Source organism: Microbispora catharanthi (assembly GCF_006334915.2).
GTDB lineage: Bacteria > Actinomycetota > Actinomycetes > Streptosporangiales > Streptosporangiaceae > Microbispora > Microbispora catharanthi.
Genome location: NZ_VDMA02000018.1, coordinates 48526 through 66557 on the forward strand (window position 1 = coordinate 48526; position 18032 = coordinate 66557).

An 18032-nucleotide genomic window follows, 5' to 3' on the forward strand; every position below is an offset into this window, starting at 1 on the left:
CCATGGAACACACCGTCACGACGATGCCGATCACGCGTCAGCCCGGCTGTCCCTTCGACCCGCCGAGGGAGCTGATCGACGCCCGCGAGCACGGCCCGATCAGCCGCTTCCCCTTCCCCAGCGGGCACCAGGGCTGGCTGATCACCGGATACGACCTGGTCCGGTCGGTCCTTGCCGACCCTCGGTTCAGCTCGCGCAAGGAGCTCATGCGCCACCACCCGCTGATCGACTACGGCGAGATCGAGGTCCCCCCGGCGCCGCCCGGCGAGTTCCTCCTCATGGACGAGCCGCAGCACGGCCGCTATCGCAAGCCGCTGGTGGGCAAGTTCACCGTACGGCGGATGCGAATGCTCACCGAGCGCGTCGAGCAGGTCACCGCCGACCACCTGGACGCCATGGAGAAGGCCGGGCCGCCAGCGGACCTGGTGACCGCGTTCGCCAAGCCCATCCCCGCCGTCATCATCTGCGAGCTGCTGGGCGTGCCGTACGAGGACCGGGGCTCCTTCCAGGACAACATCGACAAGTTCCTCGGCGGGGAGGTCGGCGACGAGGAACTGATCGCGGCCTACACCGCGACCCAGCGATATCTCGCGGAGCTGGTGGCCGCCAAGCGCGCCAACCCCACTGACGACGTGCTCAGCGACCTCACCGACAGCGACCTGACCGACGAGGAGCTGCAGGGGATGGCCCTCATCCTGCTGTCGGCCGGATTCGACACCACTGCGAACATGCTGGCGCTGGGCACCTTCGCGCTGCTGCAGAACCCGGACCAGCTGGCCGCGCTGCGCGGCGAGCCCACGCTCATCGACCAGGCCGTCGAAGAGCTGCTGCGGTATCTGAGTGTCGCCAAGCAGTTCCACAGGGTCGCGCTGGAGGACGTCGAGCTCGGCGGCCGGACCATTGCGGCCGGGACGACGGTCATCCTGTCCCTCAACACCGCCAACCGCGATCCCGAGCGCTTCCCCAACCCCCACGTGCTCGACCTGCGCAGGCAGGACGGCGGCCATCTGGCCTTCAGCCACGGCATCCACCAGTGCCTGGGCCAGCAGCTCGCCCGCGTCGAGATGCGGGTCGCCTTCCCCGCGCTGCTCAACCGCTTCCCCACGCTGCGCCTGGCCGTACCGGCTGAGGAGGTCGATCTGCGGCCGGAGACCGCGGACATCTACGGGGTGAAGAGCCTGCCGGTCACCTGGGACGTGTGACCGCTGGATACGGCCGACCCACGACCGACCCACGCCTGACCCGCAGTCGGATCGGACGATCGCGATTTCCCCCGTCGCCGCAGGTGGGCGGGGTGCGCGCGGTGGCGGTTAGCCGATGTCGCCACGGCTCGGCACAATTGCTGACGTGCGAGTCGAACTGCTCGGACCGTTCGAGGTCCGCAACCGCGACGGGTCCGTGGTGGAGGTTCCCGGGATTCGGCTGCGCGCACTGCTCGCCGCGCTCGCCCTCGAACCCGGCCGGATCGTCTCGCGGGCGAGGCTGGTGGACTGGATCTGGGGGCCACGGCCGCCCGCGGACGAAGCCAATGCCCTGCAGGCGTTGGTGTCCAGGCTGCGCAGGGTGTTGCCGGACGGTGTGATCGAGGCGGACTCCGGCGGCTACCGGCTGGCCGTGGCGCCTGATGCCGTGGACGTGTGCCAATTCGAGCACCTGGTCGGTCAGGCCCGCGCCGCCGACCCCGCGGCGCGGGCCGATCTGCTGCGCTCGGCCCTGGCACTGTGGCGCGGTGCGGCCATGGCGGACATCGCGCTGCGAGACAGCGACGCGTTCGACGCCGTGGTCGCGCGTCTGGACGAACTTCACGTCGCCGCGCTCGGGGACCGGGTGGACGCGGACATCCGCCTCGGCCGTGGTTCGGAGCTGGTCTCCGAGTTGACCGAGCTGGTTGCCGCGTATCCCCTGCGGGAGGGGTTCGTGGCGGCCCTGATGCGAGCGCTCGCCGAGGCGGGACGTACGGCTGAGGCGTTGACCGTGTACCAGCGGACGCGTGAGCGGCTCGCCGAGGAGTTGGGCGCCGACCCGTCGGCCGAGCTCTCCGCGCTGCACACCGCGTTGCTGCGGGGCGAGCTGGGCGCGCGGGCGGACAACCACAGGACGAACCTGCGCGCCGAGCTGACGAGTTTCGTCGGCAAGGACGACGACGTCTCCGCGGTGGCCGGTCTGGTCGTCAGGCACCGGCTGGTCACCTTGGCGGGGGCGGGTGGCTCCGGCAAGACGAGGCTGGCCACGGAGACCGCGCGGACGATGCTCGCCGAGCTGCCGGACGGGGCGTGGCTGGTCGAACTGGCCTCGGTGCGGGCGGGCGGTGACCTGGCGCAGGCCGCCCTCACCGCGATCGGCCTGCGTGACCAGGCACTGCTCGGTGCCGCACGGGGTGGGGAACCGATGGATCAGCTCGTCGCCGCGGTCCGGGAGCGCGCGATCTTGTTGATCCTGGACAACTGCGAGCACGTGATCGAGGCGGCCGCGGCTTTCGCGGATCGGCTGCTGGGGGAGTGCCGGAGGCTGCGGATTCTGGCCACGAGCAGGGAACCGCTCGGTATCACCGGGGAGGTGCTGTGGCAGGTCGAGCCGCTCGCGCTGCCCCCGAAGGGAGTGGACCCCTCCGAGGCCGGGTCCTCGCCCGCGGTGCGGCTGCTGCGGGACCGCGCGGATCTGGTGCGCAAGGACGTCGGCTCCGACGCGCACACCCTGTCGGCCATGGCGCGGATCTGCCGGGCGCTCGACGGGATCCCGCTGGCGATCGAACTGGCCGCGGCACGGCTGCGCACCATGTCCGTCGATCAGCTGGCACGCCGGCTCGATGACCGGTTCCTTCTGCTGACCGGCGGCAGCCGTACGGCGCTGCCCCGGCACAAGACGCTGCGCGCGGTCGTGGACTGGAGCTGGGATCTGCTGACCGAGGCCGAACGCCGCGTGCTGCGGCGGCTGTCGGTGTTCTCCGGAGGGACGAGCCTGGAGGCGGCCGAGCGGGTGTGCGGGGACGAGGCGTTCGCCGGGGAGCAGGTGCTCGACGTGCTGACCGCGTTGATCGAGAAATCGCTGCTGCTCGCCGACGGCGAGGGCACGCCGCGCTACCGGATGCTCGACACCATCAGGGAGTACGCGGCGCACCGGCTCGCCGAAGCCGGGGAAACCGAGTCGGCGCGCCGGGCGCACCTCGCCTACTTCACCGAGCTGGCAGAGACGGCCGATCCGCACCTGCGCCGGGCCGAGCAACTGGAATGGCTGGCCAGGCTCGAGGCCGAGCACGACAACATCAGCGCGGCGCTGCGCGGGGCGATCGCCGAGGGATGGGCCCAGGAGGCGATGCGGCTGGTCGGGGCCGCGGGCTGGTACTGGTACCTCGGCGGGCACAGGGCCGAGGGCACCGAGTTGAGCATCGCGGCGTCCTCGATGCACGGTGAGGTGTCCGACGAGGTGCGGGCGATGGCGTACCTCATCGTGACGATGTTCCTGACCTCCGGGGTCGGCGGCGACCAGTATCAGGCGCGGGAGTGGATCCACGAGGCGCACCGGCTCGCCCAGCGCAGTGGGTATCGCCACCCGCTGCTCGGGTTCGTCGGGGTGCTGGAGCGGATGCTGCAGGGCCCGGCGGAGTTCCTCCCCGCGTTCGAGCCGCTCATCGCCGACGAGGATCCGTGGGTGCGCGCGCAGGCCAGGCTCGCTCGTGGCCGGCTCCGGCTGATGCTCGGCGGTGACGAGACCGATGTGGACGTCGACGCCGAGATCGCCCTTGCCGAGTTCCGAACGCTGGGTGAGCGGATGGGGATCTCGCTGGCGCTGACCTTCCTGGCCGATCGGCTCGCCATGCGCGGCGAGTTGGCACGCGCGTGTGAGCATTTCGAAGAGGCGATCGTGGCGCTGACCGAGGTGGGCGGGACCGAGGACGTGGTCGGCCTGCTGGCGCGGCAGGCTCAGCTGTACTGGCTGCTCGGCGACGAGCGGTCCAGCGCTCGCGCCATGGCGGAAGCGCAGCGGTGCGCGGGCGGGATCGCCTGGCCGGACTCGCTTGCCGAGCTGGCGCTTGCGCAGGCGCAGCTGGCGCGCCGGCGCGGCGAGCCGGACCAGGCACACGAGCATCTGGCCACGGTGCGTGCGGTGCTGAACGACGCGGAAAGGGGCGACTCCGTCCGTGCCGCGATCATGGATCTGTACGGCTACCTCACCGAGGATCTCGACAAGGCCCGCGCGTATCGGACCGAGGCGCTCCGCGCGGTCATGAAGTACGAGTATCCGCCGGCGATCGCCGAGGTGCTGATCGGTATCGCGGATCTCGCGCTGCGCCAGGGAGACTACGAGCAGGCCGCGCGACTGCTCGCGGCGAGCGACGCCGTGCGCGGCACGCCGGATCGTTCGCATCCGGACGTTTCCAGGATCGCCGCGGACGCGCGGAATCGCCTCGGTGAATCCGTGTTCACCGAGGCGATTCGTGACGGCGGGAGGCGGGACTGGCGCGAGCTGGCCGAGATCACGCTCGCTTGTTGAACGACGCGCGTGCCCACAGGTAGCCGACCAGCGTCAGCCCCGCACACCAGGCGATCGCCGTGATGGCCGAGCCCGCAGACGGCGCGCCGGTCAGCAACCCGCGCAGGGTCTCGATGATCGGGGTGAACGGCTGATACTCGGCGAACTGCCGCGCGCCGGGACCCATCTTGCCGGCCGGCACGAACGCGCTGCTCAAGAAGGGCAGGAGCATCAACGGGACGGCGGCGAGGCCCGCGCTCTCCGGCGTCTTCGCCGCGAGACCGAACGCGACGGTCAGCCAGCCGATCGCCAACACCGTCAGCGCGACGATGCCGATCACGCCGAGCCATTCCGCGAAACCCGCCGACGGCCGGAATCCCATCAGGAACGCGACCCCGGTGACGAACGCGATGGCCACCAGGCTCCGCAGCATGGTGATGATCACGTGTGCGTTCAGCACCGCGGCCCGGGACACGTCCATGACGCGAAGCCGGTTGATGAATCCGGTCGTCATGTCGGAGTTCACCGCGATCGCGGTGGCGCCGATGCCGTAGCAGATGGTCGTCAGCATCAACCCCGGCGTCGCGTAGTCGGCGTAGTCGACGCCGACGCTGAACGCGCCGCCGAACACGTAGACCATCAGGAACATCAGAAAGACCGGCATGACGATGCCGTTGAACAGCGCCACCGGATTGCGCATCGTGTGCCGGAAGTTGCGCCGCAGCATGGTCGTGGAATCCGCGATGACCTTCATCGGGCGTTGACCTCCTTGTTCGCGGTGCCGGTAAGGGCGAGGAAGACGTCATCCAGGTCCGGGGTGTGCACCGACAGCTCCTCGACGTCGACGGAGTGCGCGTCGAGCTGTTCGAGCAGCGCGCGCAACGACCTCACTCCACCGTCGCCGGGCACCTGCAGGGTCAGCTCTTCGTCGTCCCTCGTCGACCCGGGCAGGATCCGTGCCGCGGCGTCGAGTTCGTCCCGGCCGGTGAACCGCAGCCGGACATGGCTGCCGGGAACCCGGCGCTTGAGCTCGTCGGCGGTGCCCTCCGCGACCAGCCGGCCCTGATCGAGCACCGCGATGCGGTCGGCGAGCTGGTCGGCTTCCTCCAGATACTGGGTGGTGAGGAAGATGGTCGTGCCGCCGGCGACCAGTTCCCGGATGATCTCCCACATCGTGCGGCGGCTGCGCGGGTCGAGTCCCGTCGTGGGCTCGTCCAGGAAGATGATCTGCGGCTCGCCGACCAGGGTCATGGCGAGGTCCAGCTTGCGGCGCATGCCGCCGGAGTAGGACGCCGCCGGTTTGCCCGCCGCTTCGGCCAGATCGAACCGGTCGAGCAACCGGCCGGCGATTCGTCTGCCCTCCGCCTTGGGCAGGTGCAGGAGATCCGCCATCAGCAGCAGGTTCTCCTCGCCGGTGAGCAGGTCGTCCACCGAAGCGAACTGCCCGGTGACCCCGATCGCCGCCCGCACCGCCTTGGTCTCCGTCGCCACGTCGTGCCCGGCGACGACCACCGTGCCGGCGTCGGGGGCCAGCAGCGTGGTCAGCACGTTCACCGTCGTGGTCTTGCCGGCGCCGTTGGGCCCGAGCAGGGCGAAGATCGTGCCGGACTTGACGTCCAGGTCGATGCCGTCGAGCACGACCTTGTCCTTGTAGGCCTTTCGCAGTCCCGAGGCCGCGATCGCTGATCCGTTCATGGCGTTCACGATCGCCGACCGCTCTGATACCGGCCCGTTGCCGTGCTGACGCGGCCGCTGACACGGACTGTATTGCCCGCTGCGCTCGTCGGGGCGCTCTTATCCGCCGTCTTCCCTCGTCACGTGCTCGCTCGTTCCTCGCTGCGCGCGTTCCTCAGTCCAGACCGGCGGCGCGCCCCTCCGGCTCGCTCGGGTTGCCCGCTTCGCTCGTCGCGGTGTTCGGTTGCTCCTGCTTATCGGGACAGGGCGAGGTTCACCACGTCGGCGACGGCGCCGTCGGCGCAGGCGCCGACCACGACGTCCGCCGCGGCCCGGACGTCCGGGTGGCCGTCGCCGACCGCGACCCCGAGCCCGGCCAGCGCGATCATGTCGATGTCGTTGGGGTTGTCCCCGACCGCGGCGATCTGCTCGAGCGGCACGCCGTGGGCCGCCGCCAGAGCGCGGAGCGCGGTGCCCTTGGTCGCGCCTTCGGGCAGCACCTCCAGGTAGGTGGCCTCGGACCGGACCGTCACGGTGCCGGGGATCGCCAGGTCGGGGAGCGGGTCGCCGATCAGCATGCACTTGGTGATCCCACCGGGCGGCAGGGCCGACCAGTCGCCCGGATCCCGCAGGTCGATGCCGTCGCGCCGGGCGTAGTCCCGCAACTGCGGCACGTCGTGCACGGCCAGCGCCTCGCCGCCGCAGAACGCCACCGGATACACGCCCTCGGGGAGGTCGCCGAACATCTCCAGCAGCGTCCGCCACGCGCCCGGCGGCAGGTGACGGGAGCGCAGCACCGCTCCCGTGCCGAGGTCCACCGTACGGGCGCCGTTGTAGAGGATCGCCGCCCCGTCGAGCCCCAGCTCGTCGTAGAACGGCCGGGCCGACAGCTCCATCCGCCCGGTCGCGATGACGACCTCCCCGCCCGCGGCGCGGAAGCGGCACAGCGCGTCCCTGCTGGCGGGCACCATGGCGAGGTCGCGCCCCACGAGCGTGCCGTCCAGGTCGGTCACGATCCAGCGGATCACGAGGCCGCTCCCGCCGCGACCGCCGCCGCGATGTCCGGGAAGACCTCGGCCATCACCGACCCGGCGAGGTCGAACCCGCCGACGCACGCGATGTAGCCGCCGGGGGTGAAGACGCTGCCGGACAGCGGGACGAACACCCCGCCCGCCTGCGCGACCAGGAGCGACCCGGCCGCGACGTCCCAGGCGTTGATGTTCGTGCCGTGCGCGACGTCGGACCAGCCCCCGGCGACGTGCGCGAGCTTCAGCGCCGCGCTGCCGGGACGGCGGGTGGTGGCGAAGGCGTGCTGGATGCGGGCGAATCGATGCAGCGCGTCGTCGCCCCCCGCGCTGATGTCGCGGGGGGTGGGGTAACTCGACAGCAGCACGGCCTCCCGGTCGGTGCGGGCGCCGGAGCTGCGCAGCGGCACGCCGTTGCAGAAGGCCCCGCCGAGCGAGGCGGTGTACTCGTCGTCGCGCACGGGGTCGTAGACGACGCCCGCCACCACCTCGTCGTCCACGGCGGCGGCGATCGAGGTGCAGAAGAACGGCAGCCCGGCCGCGAAGTTCGCGGTGCCGTCGATGGGGTCGACGTACCAGCGGACCTCGCCCTCGCCGCGTACGCCGCCCTCCTCGCCGACCACCACGCTGCCGGGGCACAGGCGGTCGATGACCTCCCGGATGCGTGCCTCGGCCGCCTTGTCGTGCTCGGTCACCGGGTCGTGGAAGTCGCGCTTGGTGGTGATCTCGGGCCGCGAGCGGAAGGCGTGGCGGAGCATGTCGCCGACCGATCTGGCCGCCCTGACCGCGATGGCGGCCAGCTCACGTGAGGTGTTCAGATCCATGTCTCCTCCAGAAGGGTCAGCAGGCCGCGCGGGTCCTCCACGGTCGCCTGGGGGCTCTGGCGCACCCGGTAGGGGATCTTGTCGGTGCTGCCGGAGACCATCAGGACGGTCGCCCCGACTCCGGCGCGGGCGCCGCACACCACGTCGCGGTCGTAGTTGTCGCCGACGTACCAGACCTGGGCGGGGTCGGCGCCCAGCGCCCGGCAGGCGATCCAGATCATCTCGGGGTTGGGCTTGCGCACGCCGACCTCGTCGCTGTAGACCTGCACGGCCACTTGGCGGTCGAGCCCGGCCGTCGTCATGAAGTCGCGGTGGACGACGCCGCACAGCGCGTTGCTGACGACCGCCGGAGTGACGCCGTTCGCCCAGCAGGCCTCCAGCAGCTCCTCCATCCCCGGCCGGAGCTTGCGCCCGCTGCGCAGCTCGCCCATCCGCCGGCACAGCGGGGTCGCCTCGGCGGTCACCAGGGTGCGGGCCTGCTCGGGCCAGTCGCCCCCGACGTAGTCGGCCCAGAACTCCCGGTGCGTCATCTCCTCGGGCGCGAAGCGCCGGGAGGTCGAGTCCTTCCAGTACTTGTCGGCGCGCGCGCCCGCCCGGATGTCGGTCTCGACCTCCTCGACGGTGAGGCCGTCGAACCCCGCACGGCGCAGGAGCCCGTGCACCTCGGCGGCGAGCTCGGCCGCCCAGGACGGGCGGCGGGTGGTCTCCACGATCACACCGCCGAAGTCCAGCAACAACGCCACGGGCCTGATCACGCCACCGCCCCCTTCGCCGGAGACGCGGCTCCGTCCCAGGCGGACAGCCGCGCGCCGTCCGCGCCGAACAGGTGCATCCGCTCGGTCCAGCAGGTCACCACGTCGCCGGGGGCCGCCTCGACCGGGGTGTAGGACACCGCGTAGAGCTCGGTGTCGAGCACGCGCAGCCGTACGGTCCAGGACGACCCGGCGGGCAGCACGGCCTCGACGACGGCCTCCTCGCACCAGGTGGCGCCGGGCGGCGGCCCGAGGCGCAGCGCCTCGGGCCGGATGCCGACGGCCGTCGGCGAGCACTGCGCTCCTTCAAGACTCCCGGGCACACGGGACTCGGCGAAGCGCAGCAGCGACCCGGCCAGGCCGGCGGGGGAGGGCCCGACGTCGACGATCGCCATCGGCGGGCTGCCGACGAACTCGGCGACGAAGCGGTTGGCGGGCCGGTCGTACATGTCCATGGGCGCGGCCACCTGCTGCAGCTCGCCCTCGTTCATCACCGCGACGTCGGTGGCCATGGTGAGGGCCTCCAGCTGGTCGTGGGTGACGAAGACGATCGTCGCGCCGGACTCCTCGTGGATGCGCTTGAGCTCGGCGCGCATCTCCAGGCGCAGCCGGGCGTCGAGGTTCGACAGCGGCTCGTCGAGCAGCAGCACCGACGGGTTGACGGCGAGCATGCGGGCGAGCGCGACGCGCTGCTGCTGGCCGCCGGACAACTGGGAGGGATAGCGGTCCATGGCGGCGTCGACGTGCACCATCTTCAGCGCGGCCTCGGCCCTGGCCCTGCGCTCGACGGCGGGCACCTTGCGCATGCGCAGGCCGAACTCCACGTTGTCGCGCACGGACAGGTGGGGCCACAGCGCGTAGTTCTGGAAGACCAGGCCCATGCCGCGCTTTTCCGGCGGGACGTACAGGCCGCGCTCGACGGAGTCGAGCACCCTGTCTCCCACGGCGATGGTGCCGGCCGTGGGCTGTTCGAGACCGGCGATCATGCGCAGGGTCGTGGTCTTGCCGCAGCCGGAGGGCCCGAGGAGGCACATGAACGCGCCGTCGGGGACGGTGAGGTCGAGGTTCCTCACGGCGTGCTCGCCGCCGCCGTAGCTCTTGGCGACTCCGGTCAACGTGATGGCTGGCATCTATCCTCCTAGCCCGGACGCCAGGCTGCTCTTGGTCAGCCGCTGGGTCAGGTACGTCATGGTGAAGGAGACCAACGCGATGACGAGGACGACCGCGTTGGCGAGCTGGGTGTATCCGTAGTCCACGAGGCCGATCGACAGCGTCGTGAGCAGTTCGGTGCCGGTCGTGGTGAGCATGACCACGATGCTGAGCTCCTTGAGCCCGGAGATGAACGGCAGCACGATCCCGGTGACGAGCGCGCCCTTCTGGATCGGGAAGATGATCCGCCCCATCCGCTGGAACCAGGGCGCGCCGGCGATCTGCGCCGCCTCCTCCGGCTCGCGGCCCAGCTGCGTCATCGCCGCGATGCCCGAGCGCGAGCTGTACGGCAGGTGGGTCACCGCCATGACCAGGATCAGCAGGAACGTCGTGCCGTACAGCGCGGGGATCGGGCCGCGGGCCACGGCGAACAACGACAGCGACGCGGCGGCGAACGCGATGCCGGGGACGAGATAGGGCAGGAAGGAGACCTGGCGGAGGAAGAAGGCGACGCGCGGTGCCGTCCCGCGCACCACGACATACCCCACCAGCAGCCCGGCGACCGCGCAGATCACCGAGGCCAGGCCGACGATGCGCAGGGAGTTCCACGCCGCCGCCCACAGCTCGGAGCCGCGGAAGACGCCGTGCGGGAACCCGACCGCCCCGGGCAGCCGCTCGGCGAGCCAGTAGTCGAGGGTGAAGGTCGACAGGTCCAGCGGCGTACGGGTGACCGTGGACAGCAGCAGCGTGAGCACCGGGACCAGCACGCTCACCCCGAAGACCACCAGGCCGAGCGCGAACGCCGGCCAGCGCACCCGGCGCAGGTCGCTCAGCCGGTCCATGCCGCCCTTGCCGCCGACGGTGACGAACCGGCGGTGCTCGCGGGTCATCCGGGTGTCGGCGAGCACGATCACCACCCCGATGACCACGATGACCGTGGCGAGCACGGACGCCACGCCCGTGCTGCGGTCGCGGATCGACTGGAACAGCCCCGTCGACAGCACCCGGAAGTCGGCGGGCAGCCCCAGCACGTACGGCGTGCCGAACGTGCCGAGCACCCGGCCGACCACCAGCAGCACGGCCGACGACAGCGCGGGGAGCATCAGCGGGATCACGATGCGGCGCACGACCGTGCGCTGCGGCGCGCCGAGGATGCGCGCCGAGTCCACGAGTTGCGCGTCGATGCGCCGCAGCGCGTTGCCGACCAGGAGCAGCACGAACGGGTAGTAGTGCAGCCCGAGGGTCACGATGATCGGCAACGCGCCGTACGCCAGCCAGTCGGGCGTGTGCACGCCCTGCGCCTGGAGGAACCCGACCTGACCGCCCGCGCGCTCGTTCTTGAACAGCGTGAGCCACGCCAGCGAGAAGGTCCACGACGGCAGCATGTAGGGGACCACCAGCGCGCCCGCCAGCCACTTGCGCCCCGGCACGTTGGTGCGGGTCACCAGCCACGCCATGCCGCCGCCGAGCACCAGGGCGAACAGCACGGTGCCCAGCGCGACCACCAGCGTGTTGAGCAGCGGCTGCCAGAACAGCAGCCCGCTGATCTGGGAGCGGAAGACCCGCCAGAGGTAGTAGCCGGTCCACTCGCCGGCCGCCTGCCCGGCGTGCACGTCGTCGCCGTACTGCAGGCGGAAGGCGTCGGACAGCACGGCGACCAGCGGCGCCACGACGAGATAGCCGAGCACGACGACGAGGATCAGCCCGAGCGCGGCGGTCGGGTCGTGGCGCAGGACGCGGAGCCGATAGAGCAGCCTGCGCGATCTGGGTGGTCGGGGCGGTGTCTCCGCCTTGGTGACAACAGCCATGGGGGGTACTTCCTTCGAGGTCGGGGACCGCCGCGGTGCGGGGCCCCGCTTTCAGGGTTGGCGGGAAGTCGGGAAGGGGCGGGGAACGGGCCGTCGGGGTTTCGGGCGCGGCGGAGCGGGGTTTCCGCCTGGTGGGACGCGGCTCAGTGGCTGCGTTTGAGCATGGCGTCGGCGAGCGCGTCGGCGGCCTCGCCGAGCCGCCGGCCCACCGCGTCGAGGCGGCCCAGCAACTCGCGCTCGCGCAGCGTCTCCATCCGCAGCGGGCCGCTGAACAGCTCGGCGAGCCGGGCCTGGCACAGCTGCCGCAGGCGGTTGCAGCACTTGCGGGTGGCGAGCACGGCGACGGTCACCGACCCGGGGTCGTCGAGCATCTTCAGCACGGCCGCGTCCAGCTCGGCCAGGCCGTCGATCACCGCCTGCAGCGGCTCGACCGCGAAGCCGAGGTCCTCCGGCCCGAACAGGTCGGTCTCGCGTACGTAGTCGCGGAGGTGGTCGAGGACGTCGTCGATGGACCGGGAGAGCCGGAACAGGTCCTCCCTGTCGATGGGGGTGGCGAGCACCCGGCGCAGGGTCTCCACGAGCTCGCCCCGCGCCGCGTCCCCCTCGTGCTCCACCTCGGTCATCCGGGCCCGCGCGGCCGGCCGGTCCGTCGCGCCGGTGGCGGTGGCGCGGGCGAGCCCGGCTCCGTCCCGCGCGACCGCGATCTGCCCGCGGACCAGGTCGACCACCCGCCGTGCCGACCGCCCCCGCAGGTCGTCCCAGGCCCGCGAGAACCGGCGGGCGCGCCCGCGCACGCCGGTCACAGCAGCCTGAGCGTCAGCCCCGCGAGGCAGCCCAGCGCCAGCGACGACGGCAGCGTGACCAGCCACGCCGTTCCCATGTTCACCACTGCCTGCCATCGCACCCTCCGTGCTCCTTCGCTTGCCGCCACGCCGACCACACCGGCCGTGATGGACTGGGTCATGCTCACCGGGCTGCCGAGGGCCGAGCTGCCGAGCACGGCGCCGGTGGCCGCCGTCTCCGCCGAGACGACGTGCAGCGGCCGGGTGATGACCAGGCCGCGCCCGAGCCGGGCGCCGACCCGGGGGAGACCCGCCAGCGCCCCGGCGAGGAAGAGCGCCGCGAGGACGGCCATCCACACCGGCGGGACGTGGACGGGGCCCACCCGGCCGAGCCCGCCGCGGCCCACGCCGATCGCCACGCTCGCGACCGCGATCATCTTCTGGCCGTCGTTCACCGCGTACGCCAGGCACTGGGCCGCGTACGCCAGCAGGTGGGCGGTGCCCACGAGCCGGGGCATCCGCTGGTAGGACGGCACCCGGCGGGACGCCGTCCCCAGCAGGTAGCCGAGGACCAGCCCGGCCAGGGGCGCCCCGGCCCCGACCGCGAGGACGGTGGCCACCCCCCGCCACGCCACCGGCAGCCCCGCGCCGAGCCCGGCGCCGGTGATGCCGCCGATCACGGCGAGCGTGAGGCTCGTGGGCAGGCCGCGGCCGGTCAGGATCGCGACCACCGTCACGGCGACCACCACTCCGGTGAGGAACGCCGTCGCCCCCTGCCCGGTGTCCAGCCCCGCCAGCCGTTCCGTGAACGTCCGGGCGACCGTGACGCCCAGCACGTACGGCCCGGCGAACAGGGCCGCGGTGAGCAGGGCGGCGGCCGTCCAGCCCGGTGAGCGGGGGAAGCGCAGCCCGAGCCCGATCAGGGTCGCCCCGTCGTTGGCCCCGCTGATCAACGTGAAGAGCACCGCCGCCGCGGCGAACGCGAGCGTCCACCCCATCAGAGGTAGGGCCGCTGGTCACGCTTGGCCTCGTCGTAGCGCTCGCGCGCGGCGCGTGCCTCGGCGAGCCCCGACACCTCGGCCACCGGCACGTCCCACCACGCCTCGGCGGCGGGCGCGGGGCCGGGGACCGTCTCGACGTAGACCACGGTCGTGCGGGGCGACGCGACGGCCTTGGCGAGCGCGGTGCGCAGGGTCTGCGGATCGGCCGCCGTCAGCACGTCGGCGCCGAGGCTGGCGGCGTTGGCGGCGAGGTCCACCGGCAGCCGCTCCCCGTCGAGCCGGCCGTCCGGGCCGCGCTTGCGGTAGGCGGTGCCGAGCCGGAGCGCGCCGACCGACTCGCTCAGCGCGCCGATCGAGGCGAAGCCCTGGTTGTCCACCAGGACGATGACGAGCTTGACGCCCTCCTGCACGGCGGTGGCGATCTCCTGGGCCATCATCAGGTAGGAGCCGTCGCCGACGAGCACGAACACCTCACGCTCCGGAGCGGCGAGCTTCACCCCCAGCCCTCCGGCGATCTCGTAGCCCATGCAGGAGTAGCCGTACTCGACGTGGTACTGCCCGGGGTCGGAGGCACGCCAGAGCCGGTGCAGGTCGCCCGGCATCGACCCGGCCGCGTTGACCACCACCCCGCCCGCGGCGACCTCGTTGAGGACACCGAGCACCACCGGCTGGGTCAGCTCGGTCCCGCCGTAGAACCGGTCGGTCTCGGCCTGCCACCCGGCCGCCAGCTCGGCCGCCCGGCCCGTCCAGTCGGGGTCGGCCCGCCAGTCCACGTCGTCGAGTGCCTTCAGGGCCTCCCGTGCGTCGGCGACGAGCGTCTCGGCCGCGTGCTTGGCCGCGTCGAACGCCGCCACGTTGACGTTGAGGAACCCGGCCTGCCGGAACAGCGTCCGCGAGGCGGTGGTGAAGTCGCTGTAGCGGGTGCCGATCCCGATGACCAGGTCGGCCTCGCGGGCCAGGGTGTCGGCCGCGCGGGTCCCGGTGTGCCCGATCGCGCCCACGGCGCACGGGTGGTCGTACGGCAGCGCGCCCTTGCCGGCCTGGGTCTCGGCCACCGGCACGCCGTGGCGTCCGGCGAAGCGGGCCAGCTCGGCGCAGGCGCCGCTGTACCTGACCCCGCCCCCGGCGACGATCAGCGGGCGGCGCGAGCCGCGCAGCAGCTCGGCGGCCCTGGCCAGGGCGGCGGGTTCGGGGACCGGCCGGGCCACGTGCCAGACCCTGCGGGCGAACAGCTCCTCGGGCCAGTCGTACGCCTCGGCCTGCACGTCCTGCGGCAGCGCCAGCGTCACCGCGCCGGTCTCGGCGGGGTCGGTGAGCACCCGCATGGCCCCCAGCAGCGCCGCCGGAAGCTGCTCGGGCCGGTTGACCCGGTCCCAGAAGCGGCTGACGGGCTTGAGGCAGTCGTTGACGCTGACGTCGTACGACCGGGGGTCCTCCAGCTCCTGCAGCACCGGCGAGGCGACCCGGGTGGCGAACAGGTCGCCGGGCAGCAGCAGCACCGGCAGCCGGTTGATCGTGGCCAGCGCGGCCCCGGTGACCATGTTGGTCGCGCCCGGCCCGATCGAGCTGGTGCAGGCGAGTGTGGACAGCCGGTCGGACTGCCGGGCGTAGCCGACGGCCGTGTGCACCATCGCCTGCTCGTTGCGGGCCAGATAGTAGGGCAGCGGGTCGTGGGTGCCCGCGCCCTGCTCGGCCAGGGCCTGGCCGATTCCCGCGACGTTGCCGTGCCCGAAGATGCCGATGCAGCCGGCGATCAGCCGGTGCTCCACGCCGTCGCGCTCGGTCCACTGCTGCGCGAGGAAGCGCACCAGCGCCTGCGCCACCGTGAGCCTCGTCGTGTTCGTCATGAGACACCTCCCAGCCGGGGATCGACGGGCTGGTCGGCCCACGAGTCGCGGATCCAGGCGTGCCTCGGGTCGTCGGAGAAGGCCATGGACCGCTTGTCCGCCGGGCCGGCCAGGACGTTCAGGTAGTAGAGGTCGTAGCCGGGGGCGGCCATCGACGGGCCGTGGTAGCCGTGCGGGACGAGCACCACGTCGCCCGCCGACACCTCGGCCAGCGTCTCGTGCGTGCCGTACACCCGCTGGTAGCCGGGGCCGCCCTCGAAGTAGTAGATCTCCTCGAGCACCGCCTCGTGCTCCGACGGCGTGTCGTGCTTGTGCGGCGGATAGGACGACCAGTTGCCGCCCGGCGTGATCACCTCGACGGCCACGAGCTTGTCGCAGTCGAAGGCCTCGGGGGAGCAGAAGTTGTTCACCTGCCGGGTCGCCTGCCCCGCGCCCCTGATCTCCACCGGCACGGCGTCGGCCGGGCCATACCTGATGGGGAATCGGCGGGTGGCCCGGGCGGCGGGGAGCGCGATCCTGCCCCTGCCGGTGATCGTGACCCGGGCGTCGATCGGCAGGTACGCGAAGTCGGTCGGCCCGGAGAACACCGAGGGGCGTCCGGTGAGCGACAGCCGCAGGCCGTCGGCGACGAGGTCGCAGGCGCCGGCCAGCGGCAGGACGAGCATCTCCTCCTCGCCGGTGGACAGCTCCACCGGCCGGTCCGCCAGGTCCACGACCCGCAGCCCGGCGTACGTCCAGCTCGCGGCCTCGGGGGTGATCTCGACGTCCCAGGGGCCGGAGGCGGCCGTGCCGTGAGGAATGTAGGTCATGTGGTCTCCAGCAGGGTGACCGCGGCGTCCACGGCCGCCGCGACGTCGTCGTCCGGTGGGTAGAGCAGCGCCCGCCCGGCGACCAGGCCGCGCACGCCCGGCAGGCGCAGGGCCTTGCTCCAGGAGTCCCAGATCTCGTCGGAACCGGGCTCGCCGCCGAGCAGCAGGACGGGCAGCGTCGTGGCCTCGAGGACGCGGTCCATGTCCTCGGTCACCGGGAGCTTGAGCCAGGTGTGGGCGGAGGTCGCCCCCAGCCCCTGGCCGACGCTGATGGCGCGGATCATCGCCTCGGGCGACAGGTCGTGCCGCACCACGCCCCCGACACGATGGGACCAGAACGGCTCGATCATCGCCATCAGGCCGTGCCGCGCGAGCTGGGTGACGGCCTGCCCGCAGCTCGCCAGCGTGGCGACGGTCGCGTGGTCCTCCAGCCCGATGCGGCAGAGCATCTTGCCGCCGTCGAAGCCCATCGCCGCGAGCGAGTCGGCGTCGTAGGCGGTGAAGCGGTCGTCGAACTCGAACGCCGCGCCCTGGACGCCGCCCCGGTTCATCGAACCGATCACGATCTTGTCGTCCAGGGCGCCGAGCAGCAGCAGGTCCTCCACAACGTCGGGAGTGGCGAGCAGCCCGTCCACGCCGGGCCGGGCCAGGGCGGTCGTCAGCCGGTCGAGCAGGCTGATCCGGCTCTCCATCGCCATCGGACGCCCGGCCACGCCGAGCGCGCCCCGGGCCGGGTGGTCGGCCGCGATGATCAGCAGCCGGTCGCGGCCGCTCCGCAGCGGACGGCGCCTGCGGGCCGCGGCCGCCTCGGCCACCCGCTCCGGGTGCCAGGCCCGGTCGTCCAGCAGGCGGCGGTAGTCCTCTTCACGCATGCCCGGCGTCCCCCCTTCCTGCTTCTCCCTGAGGGGCGTCCCCCTGGATGACGTTCCCCGGGTCCGGGGGGAGTCCCCGTGCGGAACCCCGCGTCACGACGGTCTCGATCTCGCCGAGGGTCGGCATCGCCGGAGCGCAGGCCAGCCGGCCGGCGACGATCGCGCCCGCGGCGTTGGCGAACCGCAGCGTCCGCTCCAGCGGCCAGCCCGCGAGCAGCGCGTGGCACAGCGCTCCGCCGAAGGCGTCCCCGGCGCCCAGCCCGTTGACCACCTCGACGTCGACGGGCGGCACCTCGGCCGTCTCGCCGGTCGTCATGCCCAGCACCCCCGCCGATCCCCGCTTGATGATCGCGAGTTCGACCCCGGCGTCGAGCAGGGCCCGGCCGGCCGCCTCGGGATCGCGCAGGCCGGTGGCCACCTCGGCCTCGTCGAGGTTGCCGACCGCGACCGTCACGTGTTCGAGCGCCTCGCGCACGTGCCGCCGGGCCGTACGCGGGTCGGACCAGAACATCGGCCGGTAGTCGAGGTCGAGCACGGTGTGCGGGGCGCGTCCCCGGGCCTTCAGCGCCGTCAGGTGCGCGCCACGCGACGGCTCGTCCGACAACCCGGTCACGGTCGTCCACAGCAGCGCCGCGCCGGTGACGGCGGCCAGGTCGAGCTCGGTGGGAAGGATCTCCAGGTCGGGGGCCTTGGGCCAGCGGTAGAAGAACAGCGGGAAGTCCTCCGGCGGCCGGATCTCGCAGAACGTCACGGGGGTCGGCAGGCCGGGCACCGCGGTCACGTACCGGTCGTCCACGCCGTACTCGCGCAGCGCGTCGTGCACGAACCGCCCGAACGGGTCCGCGCCGGTGCGGGTGATCACGGCGCTGCGGCGGCCCAGACGGGAGGCGGCCACGGCCACGTTGGTCGGGCTGCCGCCCAGGTATTTGCCGAAGGTCGACACCTGCCGCAGGGAGACCCCGACCTGCAGGGGGTAGAGGTCGACCCCGACCCTCCCCATGGTCAGCACCTCCGGCGCC

At 72.5% G+C, this 18032-nt stretch carries 15 protein-coding genes; 2 read left to right on the forward strand and 13 right to left on the reverse strand.

Features of this window, described 5'->3' with window-relative positions; translation table 11 throughout:
* The first annotated feature begins 2 nt into the window (after positions 1-2).
* Positions 3-1202 carry a cytochrome P450 gene (locus FH610_RS29475; RefSeq protein ID WP_139578295.1) on the forward strand — a complete coding sequence of 400 codons (1200 nt, stop codon included), beginning with the start codon at positions 3-5 and terminating at the stop codon, positions 1200-1202.
* 145 nt (positions 1203-1347) lie between these two features.
* Positions 1348-4491 (forward strand): AfsR/SARP family transcriptional regulator, encoded by a 3144-nt coding sequence (locus FH610_RS29480; protein ID WP_167538791.1) that lies wholly within the window; start codon positions 1348-1350, stop codon positions 4489-4491.
* Here the strand turns inward: FH610_RS29480 and FH610_RS29485 are convergent.
* The 13 genes from FH610_RS29485 to iolC all read right to left on the reverse strand — a co-directional run bounded on the left by FH610_RS29485 (position 4475) and on the right by iolC (position 18013).
* Positions 4475-5224, reverse strand: a complete 750-nt coding sequence (locus FH610_RS29485) for an ABC transporter permease (RefSeq protein WP_205826163.1) — start codon at positions 5222-5224, stop codon at positions 4475-4477. The two genes, FH610_RS29480 and FH610_RS29485, sit on opposite strands and share 17 nt — an antisense overlap.
* Positions 5221-6165, reverse strand: a complete 945-nt coding sequence (locus FH610_RS29490; RefSeq protein WP_139578297.1) for an ATP-binding cassette domain-containing protein — start codon at positions 6163-6165, stop codon at positions 5221-5223. Before FH610_RS29490 ends, FH610_RS29485 begins: the two co-directional genes overlap by 4 nt.
* A gap of 233 nt (positions 6166-6398) precedes the next feature.
* Positions 6399-7172, reverse strand: a complete 774-nt coding sequence (locus FH610_RS29495) for a Cof-type HAD-IIB family hydrolase (protein WP_205826164.1) — start codon at positions 7170-7172, stop codon at positions 6399-6401.
* Positions 7169-7993 carry an inositol monophosphatase family protein gene (locus FH610_RS29500; protein ID WP_139578298.1) on the reverse strand — a complete coding sequence of 275 codons (825 nt, stop codon included), beginning with the start codon at positions 7991-7993 and terminating at the stop codon, positions 7169-7171. The genes FH610_RS29495 and FH610_RS29500 overlap by 4 nt, the downstream gene beginning before the upstream one ends.
* Complete coding sequence (locus tag FH610_RS29505; protein WP_139578299.1) at positions 7984-8748, reverse strand: HAD family hydrolase; 765 nt, start codon at positions 8746-8748, stop codon at positions 7984-7986. The genes FH610_RS29500 and FH610_RS29505 overlap by 10 nt, the downstream gene beginning before the upstream one ends.
* Positions 8745-9875 carry an ABC transporter ATP-binding protein gene (locus FH610_RS29510; protein WP_139578300.1) on the reverse strand — a complete coding sequence of 377 codons (1131 nt, stop codon included), beginning with the start codon at positions 9873-9875 and terminating at the stop codon, positions 8745-8747. The genes FH610_RS29505 and FH610_RS29510 overlap by 4 nt, the downstream gene beginning before the upstream one ends.
* A complete protein-coding gene (locus FH610_RS29515; protein WP_139578301.1) occupies positions 9876-11702 on the reverse strand; it encodes an ABC transporter permease in 1827 nt (608 codons plus the stop codon). It lies immediately after the preceding gene.
* Between the two features lie 143 nt (positions 11703-11845).
* Positions 11846-12505, reverse strand: a complete 660-nt coding sequence (locus FH610_RS29520; RefSeq protein ID WP_205826165.1) for a DUF47 domain-containing protein — start codon at positions 12503-12505, stop codon at positions 11846-11848.
* The gene (locus tag FH610_RS29525; protein WP_139578303.1) at positions 12502-13482 is read right to left on the reverse strand and encodes an inorganic phosphate transporter; all 981 of its coding nucleotides are present in this window, start codon (positions 13480-13482) and stop codon (positions 12502-12504) included. The genes FH610_RS29520 and FH610_RS29525 overlap by 4 nt, the downstream gene beginning before the upstream one ends.
* Positions 13482-15332 (reverse strand): 3D-(3,5/4)-trihydroxycyclohexane-1,2-dione acylhydrolase (decyclizing), encoded by a 1851-nt coding sequence (iolD, locus tag FH610_RS29530; RefSeq protein WP_139578304.1) that lies wholly within the window; start codon positions 15330-15332, stop codon positions 13482-13484. Before iolD ends, FH610_RS29525 begins: the two co-directional genes overlap by 1 nt.
* Positions 15329-16141: a 5-deoxy-glucuronate isomerase gene (gene iolB, locus FH610_RS29535; RefSeq protein WP_139578305.1), complete on the reverse strand. Its 813-nt coding sequence runs from the start codon at positions 16139-16141 to the stop codon at positions 15329-15331. The genes iolD and iolB overlap by 4 nt, the downstream gene beginning before the upstream one ends.
* Positions 16138-17013: a Cgl0159 family (beta/alpha)8-fold protein gene (locus FH610_RS29540; RefSeq protein WP_139578306.1), complete on the reverse strand. Its 876-nt coding sequence runs from the start codon at positions 17011-17013 to the stop codon at positions 16138-16140. The genes iolB and FH610_RS29540 overlap by 4 nt, the downstream gene beginning before the upstream one ends.
* Complete coding sequence (gene iolC, locus FH610_RS29545) at positions 17006-18013, reverse strand: 5-dehydro-2-deoxygluconokinase (protein ID WP_139578402.1); 1008 nt, start codon at positions 18011-18013, stop codon at positions 17006-17008. Before iolC ends, FH610_RS29540 begins: the two co-directional genes overlap by 8 nt.
* Between the last annotated feature and the right edge of the window lie 19 nt (positions 18014-18032).

Bases quoted from the DNA above. Each gene is read 5' to 3' on its own strand.
- FH610_RS29475 (WP_139578295.1), top strand. From the start codon at position 3: ATGGAACACACCGTCACGACGATGCCGATCACGCGTCAGCCCGGCTGT.
- FH610_RS29485 (WP_205826163.1), bottom strand. From the start codon at position 5,224: ATGAAGGTCATCGCGGATTCCACGACCATGCTGCGGCGCAACTTCCGG.
- FH610_RS29490 (WP_139578297.1), bottom strand. From the start codon at position 6,165: ATGAACGGATCAGCGATCGCGGCCTCGGGACTGCGAAAGGCCTACAAG.
- FH610_RS29500 (WP_139578298.1), bottom strand. From the start codon at position 7,993: ATGGATCTGAACACCTCACGTGAGCTGGCCGCCATCGCGGTCAGGGCG.
- FH610_RS29510 (WP_139578300.1), bottom strand. From the start codon at position 9,875: ATGCCAGCCATCACGTTGACCGGAGTCGCCAAGAGCTACGGCGGCGGC.
- FH610_RS29515 (WP_139578301.1), bottom strand. From the start codon at position 11,702: ATGGCTGTTGTCACCAAGGCGGAGACACCGCCCCGACCACCCAGATCG.
- FH610_RS29525 (WP_139578303.1), bottom strand. From the start codon at position 13,482: ATGGGGTGGACGCTCGCGTTCGCCGCGGCGGCGGTGCTCTTCACGTTG.
- iolD (WP_139578304.1), bottom strand. From the start codon at position 15,332: ATGACGAACACGACGAGGCTCACGGTGGCGCAGGCGCTGGTGCGCTTC.
- iolB (WP_139578305.1), bottom strand. From the start codon at position 16,141: ATGACCTACATTCCTCACGGCACGGCCGCCTCCGGCCCCTGGGACGTC.
- FH610_RS29540 (WP_139578306.1), bottom strand. From the start codon at position 17,013: ATGCGTGAAGAGGACTACCGCCGCCTGCTGGACGACCGGGCCTGGCAC.
- iolC (WP_139578402.1), bottom strand. From the start codon at position 18,013: ATGGGGAGGGTCGGGGTCGACCTCTACCCCCTGCAGGTCGGGGTCTCC.